Annotated in this window: 12 protein-coding genes; 11 read left to right on the forward strand and 1 reads right to left on the reverse strand. The window is 68.3% G+C overall.

The window, feature by feature from the left end:
* Positions 1-7: 7 nt before the first annotated feature.
* Positions 8-2,554 carry a DEAD/DEAH box helicase gene (locus AC3ANP_RS13580; protein WP_488330682.1) on the reverse strand — a complete coding sequence of 849 codons (2,547 nt, stop codon included), beginning with the start codon at positions 2,552-2,554 and terminating at the stop codon, positions 8-10.
* A gap of 212 nt (positions 2,555-2,766) precedes the next feature.
* On the opposite strand from AC3ANP_RS13580, the gene AC3ANP_RS13585 reads away from it, so the two are divergent.
* From AC3ANP_RS13585 to AC3ANP_RS13635, 11 genes are all read left to right on the forward strand, one after another.
* A complete protein-coding gene (locus AC3ANP_RS13585; protein WP_488330683.1) occupies positions 2,767-3,408 on the forward strand; it encodes an NADPH-dependent F420 reductase in 642 nt (213 codons plus the stop codon).
* Complete coding sequence (locus tag AC3ANP_RS13590; RefSeq protein WP_488330684.1) at positions 3,409-4,062, forward strand: alpha/beta hydrolase; 654 nt, start codon at positions 3,409-3,411, stop codon at positions 4,060-4,062. It abuts the gene before it with no gap.
* Positions 4,063-4,126: 64 nt separating this feature from the next.
* Positions 4,127-4,906: a trans-aconitate 2-methyltransferase gene (locus AC3ANP_RS13595; protein ID WP_488330685.1), complete on the forward strand. Its 780-nt coding sequence runs from the start codon at positions 4,127-4,129 to the stop codon at positions 4,904-4,906.
* Positions 4,907-5,082: 176 nt separating this feature from the next.
* On the forward strand, positions 5,083-6,798 hold the full coding sequence (locus AC3ANP_RS13600; RefSeq protein ID WP_488333061.1) for an ABC transporter ATP-binding protein: 1,716 nt from the start codon (positions 5,083-5,085) through the stop codon (positions 6,796-6,798).
* 89 nt (positions 6,799-6,887) lie between these two features.
* Positions 6,888-8,630, forward strand: coding sequence for an ABC transporter ATP-binding protein (locus AC3ANP_RS13605; RefSeq protein ID WP_488333062.1), 1,743 nt, complete (start codon positions 6,888-6,890; stop codon positions 8,628-8,630).
* The gene (locus AC3ANP_RS13610; protein ID WP_488330686.1) at positions 8,627-9,019 is read left to right on the forward strand and encodes a GntR family transcriptional regulator; all 393 of its coding nucleotides are present in this window, start codon (positions 8,627-8,629) and stop codon (positions 9,017-9,019) included. Before AC3ANP_RS13605 ends, AC3ANP_RS13610 begins: the two co-directional genes overlap by 4 nt.
* Positions 9,020-9,085: 66 nt before the next feature.
* Positions 9,086-12,058: an excinuclease ABC subunit UvrA gene (gene uvrA, locus AC3ANP_RS13615; RefSeq protein WP_488330687.1), complete on the forward strand. Its 2,973-nt coding sequence runs from the start codon at positions 9,086-9,088 to the stop codon at positions 12,056-12,058.
* 213 nt (positions 12,059-12,271) lie between these two features.
* Positions 12,272-12,940, forward strand: a complete 669-nt coding sequence (locus AC3ANP_RS13620) for a lysophospholipid acyltransferase family protein (RefSeq protein ID WP_488330688.1) — start codon at positions 12,272-12,274, stop codon at positions 12,938-12,940.
* Positions 12,941-13,009: 69 nt separating this feature from the next.
* Entirely contained in the window at positions 13,010-15,019 is a 2,010-nt protein-coding gene (gene uvrC, locus AC3ANP_RS13625) for an excinuclease ABC subunit UvrC (RefSeq protein ID WP_488330689.1), read from the forward strand.
* 113 nt (positions 15,020-15,132) lie between these two features.
* Positions 15,133-16,056 (forward strand): RNase adapter RapZ, encoded by a 924-nt coding sequence (gene rapZ / locus AC3ANP_RS13630; RefSeq protein WP_488330690.1) that lies wholly within the window; start codon positions 15,133-15,135, stop codon positions 16,054-16,056.
* Complete coding sequence (locus AC3ANP_RS13635; RefSeq protein ID WP_488330691.1) at positions 16,056-17,075, forward strand: gluconeogenesis factor YvcK family protein; 1,020 nt, start codon at positions 16,056-16,058, stop codon at positions 17,073-17,075. Before rapZ ends, AC3ANP_RS13635 begins: the two co-directional genes overlap by 1 nt.
* Positions 17,076-17,079: the final 4 nt, after the last annotated feature.

A 17,079-nucleotide genomic window follows, 5' to 3' on the forward strand; every position in this document is an offset into this window, starting at 1 on the left:
CTAGCGGCTAGAGCCGGTTCACGTCGGTCAGCCGCACCACGGCGGTTCCGCTGGCGTCCGAGGCCGCCAGATCCACCTCCGCCGAAATGCCCCAGTCGTGGTTGCCCGCCGGGTCGTCGAAAATCTGCCGGACCTTCCACACGCCGGGCTCCTCCGTGATGATCAGCAGGCCGGGTCCGCGTGCGTCCGGGCCGGTCCCGATGTCCGCATGCTCCTCGAAGTAATCGTCCAGCGCGTCCTCCCAGCGCTCCGCGTCCCAGCCCGAGCCGCCGTCGAGCTCGCCGAGCGCGGTGGCAGCCTCGTCGGCGAACAGTTCCACCCGGCGGAACATCTCGTTGCGGACCATCACCCGGAACGCCCGGACATTCGAGGTCAACGACGGCGGCGGGGGCGGCGGCGCATCGTGCGGGGTCGGGGCCGCGCCGGAAGTCAATTCCTCCCATTCGTCGAGCAGACTGGAATCGACCTGCCGGACCAGCTCGCCCAGCCAGGCGATCAGGTCCTCCAGGTCCTCCCGGAGCGCGTCCTGCGGAACCGTCTGCCGGAGGGCCTTGAAGCCGTCGGCCAGGTAGCGCAGCACGATGCCCTCGGACCGGGCCAGGCCGTAGAACTGGACGAATTCGCCAAAGTTCATGGCCCGTTCGTACATGTCGCGGACGATCGATTTCGGTGCCAGCTCGAAGTCCCCGATCCAGGGGGCTGCCTTGCGGTACACGTCGAAGGCTTCGCCCAGGATCTCCGCAAGCGGCTGCGGATAGCTCACCTCGTCGAGCAACACCATCCGCTGGTCGTAGTCGATGCCGTCGGCCTTCATGGCGGCAATCGCCTCGCCACGGGCCTTCTTTTGCTGCGCCGACAGGATCTGCCGGGGCTTCTCCAGCGTTGACTCGATCACCGACACCACGTCCAGGGCGTACGACGGCGATTCCGGATCCAGCAACTCCAGGGCGGCCAGGGCGAACGGGGAGAGCGGCTGGTTCAGGGCGAAGTTGGCCTGCAGGTGCACAGTCAGCCGGACACTGCGTCCGTCCGGGCCCTGTTCCTCCGGCGGGATCCGCTCCACCACCCCGGCGGCCAGCAGCTCCCGGTAGATGCCCAGCGCCCGCTTCATCAGCCGCAGCTGCACGGCACGCGGCTCATGGTTCTCGGTCAGCAGCCGGCGGGCCGCCTGGAACGGGTCGCCGGGCCGTTCCATCAGGTTCATCAGCATGGCGTGCGTGACGGTGAAGCTGGAGGTCAGGGGGTCCGGCACGGAGTCCACCAGCCGCTGGTAGGTGGGTTCACCCCAGGACACAAACCCCTCCGGCGGCTTCTTTTTGACCACCTGGCGCAGCTTCTTCTGGTCGTCGCCGAATTTCGCCGTGGCCTTGGCCATCGCCTTGACATTCTCGATTACGTGCTCGGGCGCCTGGACCACCACGGTCCCCGCCGTGTCATACCCCGCCCGCCCGGCGCGCCCGGCGATCTGGTGGAACTCGCGGGAGTTCAGCAGCCGGGTGCGGACGCCGTCGTACTTGCTGAGAGCTGTCAGCAGGACGGTGCGGATGGGGACATTGATGCCCACCCCCAGGGTGTCCGTACCGCAGATGACCTTGAGCAACCCCGCCTGGGCCAGCTGTTCAACCAGGCGGCGGTACTTCGGCAGCATCCCGGCATGGTGCACGCCGATGCCGTGCCGGACCAGCCGGTTCAGGGTCTTCCCGAAACCGGCGGCAAAACGGAACCCGGCGATCAGCTCGGCAATCTTGTCCTTTTCCTCGCGGGAGCAGACATTGATGCTCATCAGGTTCTGGGCCCGGTCGATTGCCTCCAACTGGCTGAAGTGCACCACATAGACCGGCACCTGCCGGGTGGCGAGGAGTTCCTCGAGCGTCTCGTGGACCGGCGTCTGCTGATAGTAGAAGTGCAGCGGGATGGGACGCTCGGCGGAACTGACGGTCGTCGTCGGGCGTCCGGTCAGGTCGGTGATGCCGGCCTCGAAGCGGCTCACATCGCCCAGCGTCGCGGACATCAGGAGGAACTGCGCCTGCGGCAATTCCAGGAGCGGCACCTGCCACGCCCAGCCGCGCTGCGGGTCCGAATAGAAGTGGAATTCGTCCATGATCACGGCGCCAAGCTCCGCGTCCGGGCCTTCACGCAACGCGATGTTGGCCAGGATTTCGGCGGTGCAACAGATGATCGGAGCGTCCTGGTTCACCCCGGAATCACCGGTGATCATTCCGACGTTATCGGCCCCGAAGATCTCGCACAGCGCGAAGAATTTCTCTGAGACGAGGGCCTTGATCGGCGCGGTGTAATAGCTGCGTGCGCCACGCGCCATCGCCTGAAAATGCGCAGCGATCGCCACGAGCGACTTTCCGGAACCGGTGGGGGTTGCCAGGATGACGTTGGCCCCCGAAGCGAGTTCCATGACGGCCTCGTCCTGCGCCGCGTAGAGCGCCAGCCCCCGGGCCTCCGTCCATTCCACGAACCGGGTGTACAGCTCATCCGGTTCCAACCCGCCCTCGCCGGGGATTCGGGCGGCCGGGGCGGGGAGCTGATCAACGAGTTTCATCGCCTCCAGCTTAGTCGCCGGCGCGGGCCCCCGGGCGCGGGCCCCCGGGCGCGGGTCCCGGCGCGGACGGCGAGGCACCCATGCCGCAGAAATGCTTGTTGTTTCAACTAAACGGGTGTATGTTGATTGTAGCTTCAACTAATAAGCCTTTCTCCAGCAGAAAGAATCTGATGAATCACCTCCTGGCCCGCCTCTTTGGAAAGAAGAACCCCATGACGAACATCACCATCATCGGTAACGGCAACATGGCCCGTGGCATTGCCACCCGCGCACTGGCCGCCGGCCGGACCGTGGAAATCCTCGGTCAGGACGCAGCCAAGGCCCACGCCCTGGCCGGCGAGCTCGGCGCCGGCACCACGTCCGGCACCACGGCCACCGCGCCGCAGGGCGACATTGTGGTCCTGGCCGTCCCCTTCGACGCCGCCAAGTCCGTGGTCACCAGCTATGGCGCGGCCCTTGCCGGCAAAACCATCGTCGACATCACCAACCCCGTGAACTTCGAAACCTTCGACTCGCTCGTGGTCGCCCCCGGGACCTCCGCCGCCGAGGAAATCGCCCAGCTCGCCCCCGCCGGCACCCCCGTGGTGAAGGCCTTCAACACCACCTTCGCCGGCACCCTGGTTGCGGGCGAATCCGGCGGCCAGCCGCTGGACGTCTTCATTGCCGGGGACGACGCCGCGGCGACGAAGGCGGTCAGTGACTTCACCGCCGACGCCGGGCTGCGCCCCCTGGTGGTCGGGCCGCTCAAGCGCTCCCGGGAGCTCGAAGGCTTCCAGTTCGTCCTGATGACCCTGCAGGCGAACCCCGAGTTTGCCGACTTCAGCTGGGACACCGGACTCAAGGTCACCAAGTAGATGTCCCAGACCTACGATGCCCCGGCCGTAGCCACGGCGGGATCGGCCGATCCACAAGCCCCGCTGGTGGTGCTGCTGCACGGCCGGGGATCCCACGAGCGGGAGATCCTCGGCCTCGCCGACAGGCTGCCTGCCGGCGCCGCCTACGCCGCGGTCCGGGCCCCGATTGCAGAGGGCGGCGGCTACGCCTGGTTCGCCAACCGCGGCGTCGGCCGTCCCGTTGCGGATTCGCTGGCCGGGACCATGGGGTGGTTCCGGACCTGGCTGGACTCGGCGGCGCCCACCGGCCGCCCGGTCCTGCTGGTCGGCTTCAGCGGCGGTGCGGCCTTCGCCGGCGGGCTGTTGCTCTCCGATCCGCAGCGCTACGCCGGCGCGGCGATCCTGTACGGCACCCTGCCGTTCGACGCCGGCGTTCCCGTCACGCCTGGGCTGCTGGCCGGCGTGCCGGTCTTCGTTGCCCACGGTGAGCAGGACCGGGTCATTCCGGCGGAGTTGCTGCAACGCACGTGGGAGTACCTGCTCACGGAGTCGGCGGCTTCCGCCACGGGCCGCCGTGATCCTGGCGGCCATGGCATCACCGGCCCCACGCTCGCAGCCCTTGGCGGCTGGATCCAGGAGCGGCTGGCCGAATCCGGCCCGCTGCCGCGCACCTAGCCACCTCCGGGCGCCGCCCGGGTTACGCTTCCGGTGTCGGGCCAGGGGTGAAGCGGAGGACAGCGTGGAATGGGATCCAGCCAAGTACGAAGAGTTCGGAAGCTACCGGGACAGGCCGTTTTTTGACCTGACCGCCCGGGTCCGTGCCGACGCGCCCGGCCATGTCGTGGACCTCGGCTGCGGCCCCGGAAACCTGACCGCCACGCTGGCAGCCCGCTGGCCCGGGGCCGCGGTGGAAGGACTTGATTCCTCTGCAGAGATGCTGTCCCGGACCGGGCAGCTGGCCGCTGCGGCCGGAAACCTCTCGTTTCGCCAGGCGGACATTGCCGCCTGGACGCCGCCGCCGGCTACCGACGTGGTGGTCACCAACGCCGCGCTGCAGTGGGTGCCCGGGCATCAACAGCTGCTGCGCGGCTGGCTGGAGGAGCTGCGCCCGGGCGCCTGGTTCGCCCTGCAGGTTCCCGGCAACTTCATGGCCCCCTCGCACGTCCTGATGCGATCCCTGGCCGCGTCGGGCGAATGGTCGGACCGGCTGGACGGAGTGCTGCGCCACGACGACGCCGTCGCCGAACCTGCCGAGTACCTCGAGCTGATGCTCGATGCCGGGTGCGACGCCGACGCGTGGGAGACCACCTACCAGCAGATCCTGCCCGGAACGGACCCGGTCCTTGAGTGGGTCCGGGGCACCGGGCTCCGGCCGGTCCTCGCCGCGTTGCCGCAGGAGGAGGCCCGAAGGTTCGAGGCGGAATATGCGCGCCAGCTGAACGAGGCCTATCCGCCGGGTCCACACGGGACGGTCTTCCCGTTCCGCCGGATCTTTGCCGTGGCCCGCAAGCGGGCCTAAGCCCCCGGCACCTGCCGGGCCCGCACCGCACTAGAGCTTTTGACGGATGTGACAGGCCATGTGACACAAAGCGGTGTGTGATGGGGGTTAGAATGTCAACGCGGCCGGGGGGCGCCGCCATCCGGTCCGGACCCGAGCCCCGCATTGGCGATGGAGGTTCGGTGCTACTCAGCCTGATGCGGCGCCAACTCGCGGGCCACCGGGGGAGTGTGCTGGCCATCATCGGCCTGCAGGTCGTGCAAACCGCGGCGAACCTGCTGCTGCCCACGCTGAACGCCGCGATCATCGACGACGGCATCGTCGCGGGGAACACGCCCCTGATCCTGCGCCTGGGCGGCTGGATGGCGGCGGTGGCGGTCCTCCAGGCCGGCGCTGCCATCGCCGCCGGCTACCTCGGCGCCGTGGTTGCCATGCAGGTAGGCCGGGAGATACGCGAGGAACTGTTCGCCAAGGTGCAGCAGTTCTCCTCGCAGGAAGTCGGTTTCTTCGGCGCCGCCAGCCTCGTCACCCGGGCAACCAACGACGTCACGCAGATCCAAAACCTCACAGTCCTCGCCTTCACCATGCTCGTGGCAGCGCCGGCCAGCTTCCTCGGCGGTATTGCCCTCGCGGTGCACCAGGACGTCGCACTGTCCGGGATCGTCGTCGCGGTGGTCCCGGTGCTCGCCGGCCTCATGCTGCTGATCGTGCGCCGGCTGATACCGCTGTACCGGCACGGCCAGGAACTGATCGACCGGACCGGGACCCTGCTCCGGGAGCAAATCATCGGAGCCCACGTCATCCGCGGTTTCGTGCGGCAGGGCCATGAGATCGCCCGCTTCGCCGCCGTCAACAAGGACCTGACGAAGAACAACCTGGACTCGGCGCTGCTGCTGGCGAGGATGAACCCGGCCATCATGGTGGTGGTGAACCTCGCCTCGGTAGTCGTTGTCTGGTTCGGCGGCCACCGGATCCAGGCCGGACAGATGCGCCTGGGCGCGCTCACTGCATTCATCGCCTACATCCTGCAAATCCTGATCGCCATCATGATGGCGATGTACGTTTCCACGGCCGCCCCCCGCGCCGCAGCCTGCGCCGAGCGGATTCGGGCCGTCCTCGACGTCGAGCCGGCCGTCGGTGACGGCGCTGCCGCCGAGGGCGACGTGCGGGACGGGACGGTGGAGTTCCGCAACGTGGCCTTCGCGTATCCCGGCGCCGAGGCTCCGGTGCTCTCCGGGGTCACCTTTACTGCCAGCCCGGGCACTACGACGGCGATCATCGGCGCCACCGGGAGCGGCAAGACCACGCTGCTGAACCTGCTCCCGCGGCTCCTTGATCCGACGGCGGGCAGCATCAGCGTCGGAGGCCGCGACGTCCGCTCCCTGCCGCTGGCAGCGCTCCGCGGACTGATGGCCGTGGTGCCGCAGCACTCGCACCTCTTTTCCGGGACGGTAGCCGAAAACCTGCGGATCGGGGGAGCAGCCGCGGGGGAGACGGACATGTGGCGCGCGCTCGACGCCGCGCAGGCGGGGGACTTCGTCCGGAGCCTGCCGGGCGGGCTCGACGCTCCGGTCAGCCAGGGCGGGACCAACTTCTCCGGCGGCCAGCGGCAGCGACTCTGCATCGCACGCGCACTGCTGCGGCCGGCGCAGATCCATATTTTCGACGACAGTTTCTCCGCCCTCGACTACGGCACCGACCAGCGCCTTCGCGCCGCCCTGGAGCCGCTGCTCAGGGCTGCCACGGTGTTGGTCGTCGCCGAACGCATCTCTACCATCAGGGACGCCGCACGGATTCTGGTGCTGGAGGAAGGCCGGCTGGTCGCGCAGGGCACGCACCAGGAACTGCTGGCCTCTTCGCCGGCCTACCGGGAGATCGCCGCCTCGCAACTTGTCCTCGAGGAGTCCCCGTGAAGGCCTCCATCGCGGCGCAGGCGAAAGTTTCCGGCAGACGGCACACCGCCGTGCGCCTGCTGGGGCTGCTGCGGCCGGTCCGGCTCCGGATGGCCGGCGCCGTGGCCGCGACCTGCGGCTTCGCGGCGCTGAACGTGGCGGCCCCCAAGTACCTCGGCGATGCCACCGACGTCGTGGTGGCCGGCGTGGTCAACGGTGCTTTCGACGAGTGGAGGGTCGGCCGCCTGCTCCTCGCGGTCACGCTGATGTACCTCGGTGCCTCACTGTTCAGCTGGGTCCAGGGCGCCTTGACCGCCACCGCCGTGCAGCGGCTCAGTTACGGGCTGCGCGCCTCCGTGGAGCAGAAGCTGCACCGGTTGCCGTCCGGCTACTTCGACGACCAGCACCGCGGCGATGTCCTCAGCCGCGCCACCAACGATGTCGACAACGTCTCCCAGGCGCTCAACCAATTGCTGAACCAGTTGATCATGGCGGTACTGATGCTTTCCGGCGCGCTGGCCATGATGCTGTGGTTGTCCCCGTTGCTGGCGCTGGTCGCGCTGGCCTCGGTCCCCGTCTCCACGGTGATCACCGTGCTGGTGGCGCGGAAGTCACAGACGCACTTCAACGAGCAGTGGAGCAGCACGGGCGAGCTGCACTCAAGGCTCGAGGAGCTTTTCACCGGGCATGAGGTGATCAAGGTATTCGGCCGGCAGGACGCGGCCGCCGCAACGTTTCGGGACAGCAGCGGCCGACTCTGCCGGGCGGCAGCCGGGGCGCAGTACGTGTCCGGCGTCGTGCAGCCCCTGATGATCTTCGTCGCCAACCTGAACTACATCGCAGTCGCCGTGATCGGCGCGCTGCAGGTCGCCGCCGGAAACCTGACGATCGGCGGCATCCAGGCCTTCCTTCAGTTCAGCCGGCTCTTCAGCCAGCCGATGGGCCAGATCGGCGGGATGCTGACACTGCTGCAGTCCTGCCTGGCCTCCGCCGGGCGGGTCTTCACCCTGCTGGACGCGCCGGAAACCTCCGCCGAAGCCGGCACCCGAAGTTCTGGCCGGCCCCACGGCGGGCCCCCCTGGACGCCGGCCGGCCGGGTCAGGTTCGAAGCTGCCGGCTTCGGCTACGGCCCCGACGCCCCCGTGGTGCAGGACCTGTCCTTCACCGTGGAACCCGGACAGACAGTGGCGCTGGTGGGCCACACCGGCGCCGGCAAAACAACCGTGGTGAACCTGCTGATGCGTTTCTACGACCTGGACGCCGGGCGGATCACCATCGACGGCAAAGACATCGCCGATATCCCCCGCGACGAGCTGCGGGCGGCGCTCGGCACAGTACCGCAGGACGCCTGGCTGTTCACCGGCACCATCCGGGACAACATCGAATACGGCCGGCCGGGCGCCAGCGACGCCGAGATCACGGCCGCGGCGCAGGCAAGCCACGTTGACCATTTTGTCCGGGCACTCCCGGCCGGCTACGGGACCATGCTCGGCAACGACGGCGACTCGCTCAGCCGCGGCCAGCGCCAGCTCATCTCGATCGCCAGGGCCCACCTCGCGGGCCGCAGCATCCTCATCCTGGACGAGGCCACGAGCTCGGTGGACAGCCGAACGGAACTGCAGATCCGGCAGGCCATGGCCACGCTGCGGCGCGGCAGGACCAGCTTCGTGATTGCCCACCGCTTGTCCACGGTCCGGGACGCTGATCTAATTCTGGTCATGGAACAGGGACGAATAGTCGAGCAGGGAACGCACCGGGACCTCCTCGCCGGCGGCGGAACGTACACCGGACTGTACCGGGCGCAGTTCGCCGGCCGCGAACAACTGGAGCCCGCACTGGAGCAGGAACTGTGAGCCCGGCAAACGCTGCCGCCGCGGGGTATCCCGGCAGCTGGAAACCCAATACGGGAAGCTCCGTGCCGCTGTTCGAGCAGCTCCGCCTGAACATTATTGAGCGGTCCGGCGACGGGACGCTCGCAGCCGGCACCCGGCTGCCCGCCGTCCGGAGCCTGGCCGCGGAGCTGGGCGTCGCCCCGCACACCGTAGCCCGCGCCTACAAGGAACTCGAGGCCGCCGGCGTCGTCGCGACCCACGGCAGGAAGGGGACCGTGGTCTGCGCCCGGGACGAAGCGTGGGGCTCACTGACCGCCGCCGCTGCCGACTACGCGGCCGCCGCCAGGGCGCAGGGCGCCAGCTTCGCGGAGGCGGTGCAGCTGCTGGCCGCCGCCTACGACCGGCAGTAGTCCAGCCCTTAGCACAACCACGCCCGGAATAGGGATTCGAAGAAGTTTTCGATTAGCATGGTAAGCGTGCCTAAAGCCGTAGCCGAAGAACCTGCCCTCGACGTCCAGCCCGTGGAGCTCGCCGCAGCCCCCGAAATCACCGCCAAGCAACGACCCTCAGGCGGGGTCCTGGCGCAGGGCGAGCAGGTCCGTTCCGACCTGTCCCGCCTGGTCGTCAAGGGCGCGCGCGAACACAATCTGCGCAACGTTGACCTCGACCTGCCCCGCGACGCGATGATCGTCTTCACCGGTCTCTCCGGCTCGGGCAAGTCATCGCTCGCCTTTGACACGATCTTCGCCGAAGGACAACGCCGCTACGTTGAGTCGCTGTCCGCCTACGCCCGCCAGTTCCTAGGCCAGGTGGACAAGCCCGACGTCGACTTCATCGAGGGTCTGTCGCCCGCGGTCTCCATCGACCAGAAGTCAACCAGCAAGAACCCGCGCTCCACCGTGGGCACCATCACCGAGATCTACGACTACATGCGCCTGCTCTGGGCCCGGGTGGGGCGCCCGCACTGCCCGGTCTGCGGCGAGCCGGTCACCAAGCAGACACCCCAGCAAATCGTCGACCAGCTGCTCGAACTGCCTGAGGGCACCCGTTTCCAGGTGCTGGCACCGGTGGTCCGCGGCCGCAAGGGCGAGTTCGTCGAACTCTTCAAAGAACTCACCGCCAAGGGCTACTCGCGGGCCCGGGTGGACGACAAACTGATCCAGCTCAGCGATCCCCCCAAGCTGGGCAAACAGTTCAAGCACACCATCGAAGTGGTCGTGGACCGGCTGGTCGCGAAGGACGGCATCAGCCAGCGTCTGACCGACTCGGTGGAAACCGCGCTCGGCCTGGCCGAGGGACGGGTACTGGCCGAATTCGTCGAGCTCGAGGCAGACGACCCGGAACGGATCCGGGCCTTCTCCGAACACCTCGCCTGCCCCAACGAGCACCCCCTCGCCATCGACGAAATCGAGCCGCGCTCATTTTCCTTCAACAACCCGTTCGGCGCCTGCGCCGCGTGCAGCGGCATCGGCACCAAGCTTGAGGTCGACGAAGAACTCCTGATCCCCAACCCGGACCTTTCCCTCGCCGAGGGCGCCATCGCCCCCTGGTCGCTGGGTTCGGCGACGACCGAATACTGGAACCGGCTGCTCGCCGGGTTGGCCGAGGAACTGAACTTTTCGATGACCACGCCGTGGAAGAAGCTGTCCGCCGAGGCCCGGCAGACCGTGCTGCACGGCAAGGACCACAAGGTGGTGGTGCAGTACCGGAACCGCTTCGGCCGGGAACGCAAGTACAGCACCGGCTTCGAAGGCGTGGTCCAGTACGTGCATCGCAAGCACACCGAAACGGAATCCGATTCGGCCCGGGACCGCTACGAGGAGTACATGCGGCAGGTCCCGTGCCCGGCCTGCAACGGCGCCCGGCTGAACCCGGCGTCGCTGTCCGTCCTGATCAACGGCAAGTCCATCGCCGAAGTGGCCGCGCTGCCGATGCGCGAATGCGCGAACTTCCTGGACACCCTGGTGCTGACCGGCCGCGAGGCGCAGATCGCCCACCAGGTCCTGATTGAGATCCAGGCCCGGCTGAAATTCCTCCTCGACGTCGGCCTCGAGTACCTGAACCTGGAACGGCCTTCCGGCACGCTCTCCGGCGGCGAGGCACAGCGCATCCGCCTGGCCACCCAGATCGGTTCCGGCCTGGTCGGCGTGCTGTACGTCCTCGACGAGCCGTCCATCGGACTGCACCAGCGCGACAACCGCCGCCTGATCGAAACCCTCACCAGGCTCAGGGACCTCGGCAACACCCTGATCGTGGTGGAGCACGACGAGGACACCATCCAGGAAGCGGACTGGGTGGTGGACATCGGACCGGGCGCCGGCGAGCACGGGGGCACCGTGGTGCACTCCGGGTCCTACCAGGACCTGCTGGCGAACACCGAGTCCCTGACCGGCGACTACCTCTCCGGGCGGAAGTTCATCGAGGTGCCGAAGAAGCGCCGCAAATACGACAAGAAGCGCGAGCTGAAGGTTGTCGGCGCCAAGGAAAACAACCTGCTCAACGTCGACGCCGCCTTCCCGCTGGGACTGTTTACCGCGGTCACCGGCGTCAGCGGCTCCGGGAAGTCCACCCTGGTCAACGAAATCCTGTACAAGGTGCTCGCCAACAAACTCAACGGCGCCAAGCAGGTCGCCGGGCGGCACAAGTCCGTCCAGGGCCTCGAACACCTGGACAAGGTGGTCCACGTCGACCAGAGCCCGATCGGCCGCACCCCGCGCTCCAACCCGGCCACCTACACCGGTGTCTTCGACCACATCCGGAAGCTCTTCGCCGAGACCACCGAGGCCAAGGTCCGCGGCTACCAGCCCGGCCGGTTCTCCTTCAACGTCAAGGGCGGCCGCTGCGAGGCCTGCGCCGGTGACGGCACGCTGAAGATCGAGATGAACTTCCTGCCGGACGTCTACGTCCCCTGCGAGGTCTGCCACGGCGCGCGCTACAACCGGGAAACCCTCGAGGTGCACTACAAGGGCAAGACCATCGCCGATGTGCTGCACATGCCGATCGAGGAGGGCGCGGAATTCTTCGCGGCCTTCTCCCCGATCGCCCGGCACCTCAAGACCCTCGTCGACGTCGGCCTCGGCTACGTCCGGCTTGGCCAGCCGGCCACCACCCTCTCCGGCGGGGAAGCGCAGCGGGTGAAGCTCGCGGCCGAGTTGCAGAAACGCTCCAACGGCCGCAGCATCTACGTCCTGGACGAGCCCACCACCGGGCTGCACTTCGAGGACATCCGGAAGCTGCTGCTGGTCCTGCAGGGACTGGTCGAAAAGGGCAACACCGTCATCACGATCGAACACAACCTGGACGTGATCAAGAGCGCCGACTGGATCGTGGACCTTGGCCCGGACGGGGGATCCGGCGGCGGCCGGATCGTGGCCTCCGGTACTCCCGAGCAGGTGGCCAAGTCCAAGGAGAGCCACACGGCGGCGTTCCTCGCCGAGATTCTCGGCTGACCTCGAAGGCCCGACATATTCCCTGGCGGGAATGCGATTGTCGGGCTTTCCCGGGATCGTGAGAAACTACTCCGGTGACCCATACGCCAGGATGCTCCCGGAGACGCTGCGCCGCAGCCAGCCGCCCCCTGCCAGAAAACCCGTGTCAGGGTGGATCCGCGCGGGGCCTCGCCCCGTCCACCGACTCCCCGCAGCTGAATGAGGTGCCCGCCCTTGGCCATGTTTGATGTGATCCGCTGGACTACCCGCGGAATTATTTCCACGTCCTGCCGGCCCACCGTGATCGGGCTTGAGAATGTCCCCACCGAGGGGCCCTTCATCGTGGCGCCCAACCACCTGTCCTTCCTGGACAGCGTGATCGTCCAGGCCCTGATGCCGCGGCCGGTGGCCTTTTTTGCCAAGGCCGAATACTTCACCACGGGCGGCGCCAAGGGCCGCGTGATGAAGTCATTCTTCGAGGCCGTCGGCTCCATCCCGGTGGAACGCGGTGAGCAGGCAGCCAGCGTGCAGGCGTTGAAGACCCTGCTGGATATCCTCGACTCCGGCAAGGGCGTCGGCATCTACCCGGAGGGCACCCGGTCCCGCGACGGGATCCTCTACCGGGGCCGGACCGGCGTCGGCTGGCTGGCCCTGACCACCGGTGCGCCGGTGATCCCGGTAGGCCTGATCGGCACCGAGAACCTGCAGCCCGCGGACAGCAAGAAGGTAAGGCCGCAGCACTTCATCATGAAGGTCGGAGAACCGCTGTACTTCGACAAGACCGGTCCCGACCACTCGCTGCCGGCCCGCCGGCAGGTAACGGACCGCATCATGGACGCCATCGCCGGGCTCACCGGCCAGCAGCGCGCCACCACCTACAACCAGAGCAAGAGCGTCGACTGACGCCGCGCCAGGACGCCCGGAAGGGGCCGCCCGGTCGGAACTGTGGCCGCGGCTCAGTAGAATGGGCTAGTGGCAAATCCAGCTAGTTACCGGCCCCGGACGGGGGAGATTCCGACCAATCCCGGCGTGTACCGCTTCCGCGACCCGCATGGCCGGGTCATCTACGTTGGCAAGGCCAAGAACCTCCGCTCCCGGCTGAACTCCTACTTCGCCAATCCTGCCGGCCTGCTGCCGAAGACCTATGCGATGGTGCACACCGCGAGCAGCGTCGAGTGGACCGTGGTGGGCAGTGAGTTGGAGTCCCTGCAGCTCGAGTACACCTGGATCAAGGAATTCAAGCCGCGGTTCAACGTCATGTTCCGCGACGACAAGAGCTACCCCTACCTGGCCGTCACGATGGCGGAGAAGTACCCCCGGGTGCAGGTCATGCGCGGCGAACGGCGCAAGGGAACCCGGTATTTCGGGCCGTACACGGCCGGCGCCATCCGGGACACCATGGACACCCTGCTCCGGGTCTTCCCGGTCCGCAGTTGCAGCGCCGGCGTGTTCAAACGAGCCCACGCCAGCGGCCGGCCGTGCCTGCTCGGCTACATCGACAAGTGTGCGGCGCCGTGCGTGGGCCGCATTTCGGCCGAGGACCACCGTGCTTTGGCTGAGGACTTCTGCGCCTTCATGGGCGGCGAAGCGAAACCCTTCGTGGCACGGCTGGAAAAGGACATGGCTGCGGCCGTGGCCGAACTCGACTACGAGCGTGCGGCGCGGGTGCGGGACGACATCGTCGCGCTCAAGAAGGTCTTCGAACGCAACGCAGTGGTCCTCGGCGAGGACACCGACGCCGATGTCTTCGCGCTGCACGAGGACGAACTGGAGGCGGCCGTGCAGGTCTTCCACGTCCGCGGCGGCCGGATCCGGGGCCAGCGCGGCTGGGTGGTGGAGAAGGTGGAGGATTCCAGCACCCCGGACCTCGTCGAGCACCTGCTCCAGCAGGTCTACGGCGAGGAAGGGGAGATCCAGGGCCGGATGCCGAGGGAGGTCCTGGTGCCCGCCGAGCCCAGCAACGCCGCCGAGCTGGGCCAGTGGCTCAGCGGGCTGCGGGGAGCCCGGGTGGACATCCGGGTGCCGCAGCGCGGCGACAAAGCCGCCCTGCTTGGCACGGTCCGGGACAACGCGGAGCACGCCCTGAAGCTGCACAAGTCCCGGCGCGCGGGGGACCTGACCGTGCGCTCCCAGGCGCTGCAGGAACTCCAGGAGGCCCTGGAGCTGCCGGTCGCCCTGCTCCGGATCGAGTGCTACGACATCTCCCACGTGCAGGGAACCAACGTGGTGGGTTCCATGGTGGTGGTCGAGGACGGGCTGCCCAAGAAGTCCGACTACCGGAAGTTTGCCGTGACCGGCGCCGCGGCCACCGACGATACCGCCGCCATGCACGATGTGCTGACCCGCCGTTTCCGGCACTACCTGGACGACCAGGCGGCGCTGGCCGAAGCCGCCGCGAAACCGGCCCACCAGGCCGCCCTCGACGCCGCGGCAGCCGCCGTCGTCGCGGACACCACGACGCCGGCACCCAGGGCGAAGTTCGCCTATCCGCCAAACCTCGTCGTCGTCGACGGCGGCAAGCCGCAAGTCAACGCGGCCGCCAGGGCCCTCGCCGAACTGGGCATTGATGACGTGTACGTCGTGGGCCTGGCCAAACGGCTCGAAGAGGTCTGGCTGCCGGACAGCGACTTCCCGGTGATCCTGCCGCGCGCCTCCGCCGGCCTGTACCTGCTGCAGCGGATCCGGGACGAAGCCCACCGCTTCGCCATCTCGTTCCACCGGCAAAAGCGCGGCAAGGCCATGACGGTCTCCGCCCTGGACGCGGTGCCGGGCCTGGGTGACTCCAAGCGCAAGGCACTCCTGAACCAGTTCGGGTCGGTGAAGAGCATCAAGGCCGCCAGTGTCGAGGAACTCACGGCCGCCAAGGGAATTGGACCCGCCCTGGCCGGGGCCATCGTCCGCCATTTCAGCGCCGAAGCCGGCTCCGACGGCCCGGCAGCCCCCGCCGTGAACATGACGACCGGCGAAATCCTTGAAACTTAGCTAGCCCCGGCAATCTTGGCTAGGGTTAGGAGCTGAGGCACGGCGGGAGGCAGGCAACTGCCCCGCTTCGTACGGCACAGCAGGCAGCAGACAGCAGAGATGGGGCACGATCGATGGCAGAGTCAACGGCCGAATCCGGCGCGACGGCGGACGGACTGACCCCCGTCAAGCCGGCAGAGGCGGAGCTGCTGGTGGTCACCGGCATGTCCGGGGCGGGCCGGAGCACCGCCTCCGACGCCCTCGAGGACCACGGGTGGTATGTCGTGGATAACCTGCCCCCGCAGATGCTGGGCACCCTCGCGGAACTCGTCTCGCACGCCCCGGGTTCGATCTCCAAGCTCGCCGTCGTCGTCGACGTCCGCAGCAAGGACCTCTTCGCCGACATCCGCGCCGCGCTGCGCAACCTTGAGGCCAGCGGTGTCACGTTCCGCGTGCTGTTCCTGGATGCCAGCGACGACGTCCTGGTGCGCCGCTTCGAACAGGGCCGGCGGCCGCACCCGTTGCAGGGCGGCGGACGGATCCTCGACGGCATCGCGGCCGAACGCGAGCTCCTGACCGAACTGCGCGAATCCTCCGACATTGTGCTGGACACGTCGCCGCTGAACGTCCACGGCCTGGCCACCGCCATCACCGAACTGTTCAGCGAAACGGGGCCGGTGGCGCTGCGCCTGAACGTCATGAGCTTCGGCTTCAAGTACGGTCTCCCGGTGGATGCCAACTTCGTCGCCGACGCCCGTTTCATCCCCAACCCGCACTGGGTTCCACAGCTGAGGCCGCACACCGGACTGGACCAGGACGTCAGCGACTACGTGCTCGAGGCCGAGGGCGTGGGCAACTTCGTGGAACGCTACGTCCTCGCGCTCGAACCGGTGCTGGAAGGTTACCGGCGCGAGAACAAGCACTACGCCACGATCGCCGTGGGTTGCACCGGTGGCAAGCACCGCTCGGTGGCGGTCGCCGTCGAACTGTCCCGCCGGCTGGCGCAGTACCCGCGCGTCACCGTCACCACGACCCACCGGGATCTGGGCCGCGAGTAATGGCACTCCTGACCGGGCCCCTGCCCCTGGTACCGCCCGCCACCGCGGCGGTCGCCGGCCAGCAGGACAAAGGCCCCTCGGTGGTCGCCCTGGGCGGCGGCCACGGACTGTCCGCCTCGCTCTCCGCCCTGCGGTTGCTGACCTCGGAACTCACCGCGATCGTGACCGTCGCGGACGACGGCGGCTCCTCCGGCCGGCTGCGCGAAGAATACGGCGTCCTGCCGCCGGGCGACCTCCGGATGGCGCTCTCCGCGCTGTGCGACGACACCGACTGGGGCCGGACCTGGCGTGACGTCATGCAGCACCGTTTCAAACCCGGGAAGGGCCGCGGCGGCTCGCTCGACGAACACGCGATGGGCAACCTGCTCATCGTCACGCTCTGGGAACTCCTCGGAGACACGGTGGCGGGGCTGCAGTGGGCCGGGGCGCTGCTGGGCGCACGCGGCCAGGTCCTGCCCATGTCCGCGATCCCGCTCACCATCGAGGGTGAGGCCCGGGTCGAGCGCGCCGACGGCACCTCGGTGCTGGAGACCGTCCGCGGCCAGGCCAAATGCGCCGTCGCCGGGTCCCTGGAAACGGTCCGGCTGCTGCCCGAAGAGGCCCCCGCCTGCGTCGAGGCCCTGACCGCGATCGAGCTCGCCGACTGGGTCGTCATCGGCCCGGGATCGTGGTATACCTCGGTCCTGCCGCACCTGCTGCTGCCGGAGATGCGGGACGCGCTGTGCAACACCGAGGCGCGGCGCTGCCTCACCATGAACCTTGCGGTGGACACCAAGGAAACGCACGGCATGTCCGCCGCCGACCACCTGCGGGTCCTGCACCACTACGCCCCGGACTTCAGCGTCGACGTCGTCCTCGCGGACCCCGCCTCCGTGCCGGACCGCGCCGAGTTTGAGCAGGCCGCCGGAATGCTCGGCGCTGAGCTTGTCTTCGGTAAAGTGGGGGCGTCGAGCCGCCGGCCGATCCACGACCCGCTGCGCCTGGCAACGGCGTACCACGACATTTTCGGGAACAGGTAGGAAA

This window comes from Arthrobacter sp. JB02-1C (assembly GCF_057748045.1).

Excerpts from the sequence above, each read along its gene's own strand:
- AC3ANP_RS13580 (WP_488330682.1), bottom strand. The coding sequence starts at position 2,554 with ATGAAACTCGTTGATCAGCTCCCCGCCCCGGCCGCCCGAATCCCCGGC.
- AC3ANP_RS13585 (WP_488330683.1), top strand. The coding sequence starts at position 2,767 with ATGACGAACATCACCATCATCGGTAACGGCAACATGGCCCGTGGCATT.
- AC3ANP_RS13590 (WP_488330684.1), top strand. The coding sequence starts at position 3,409 with ATGTCCCAGACCTACGATGCCCCGGCCGTAGCCACGGCGGGATCGGCC.
- AC3ANP_RS13600 (WP_488333061.1), top strand. The coding sequence starts at position 5,083 with ATGCGGCGCCAACTCGCGGGCCACCGGGGGAGTGTGCTGGCCATCATC.
- AC3ANP_RS13605 (WP_488333062.1), top strand. The coding sequence starts at position 6,888 with ATGGCCGGCGCCGTGGCCGCGACCTGCGGCTTCGCGGCGCTGAACGTG.
- rapZ (WP_488330690.1), top strand. The coding sequence starts at position 15,133 with ATGGCAGAGTCAACGGCCGAATCCGGCGCGACGGCGGACGGACTGACC.
- AC3ANP_RS13635 (WP_488330691.1), top strand. The coding sequence starts at position 16,056 with ATGGCACTCCTGACCGGGCCCCTGCCCCTGGTACCGCCCGCCACCGCG.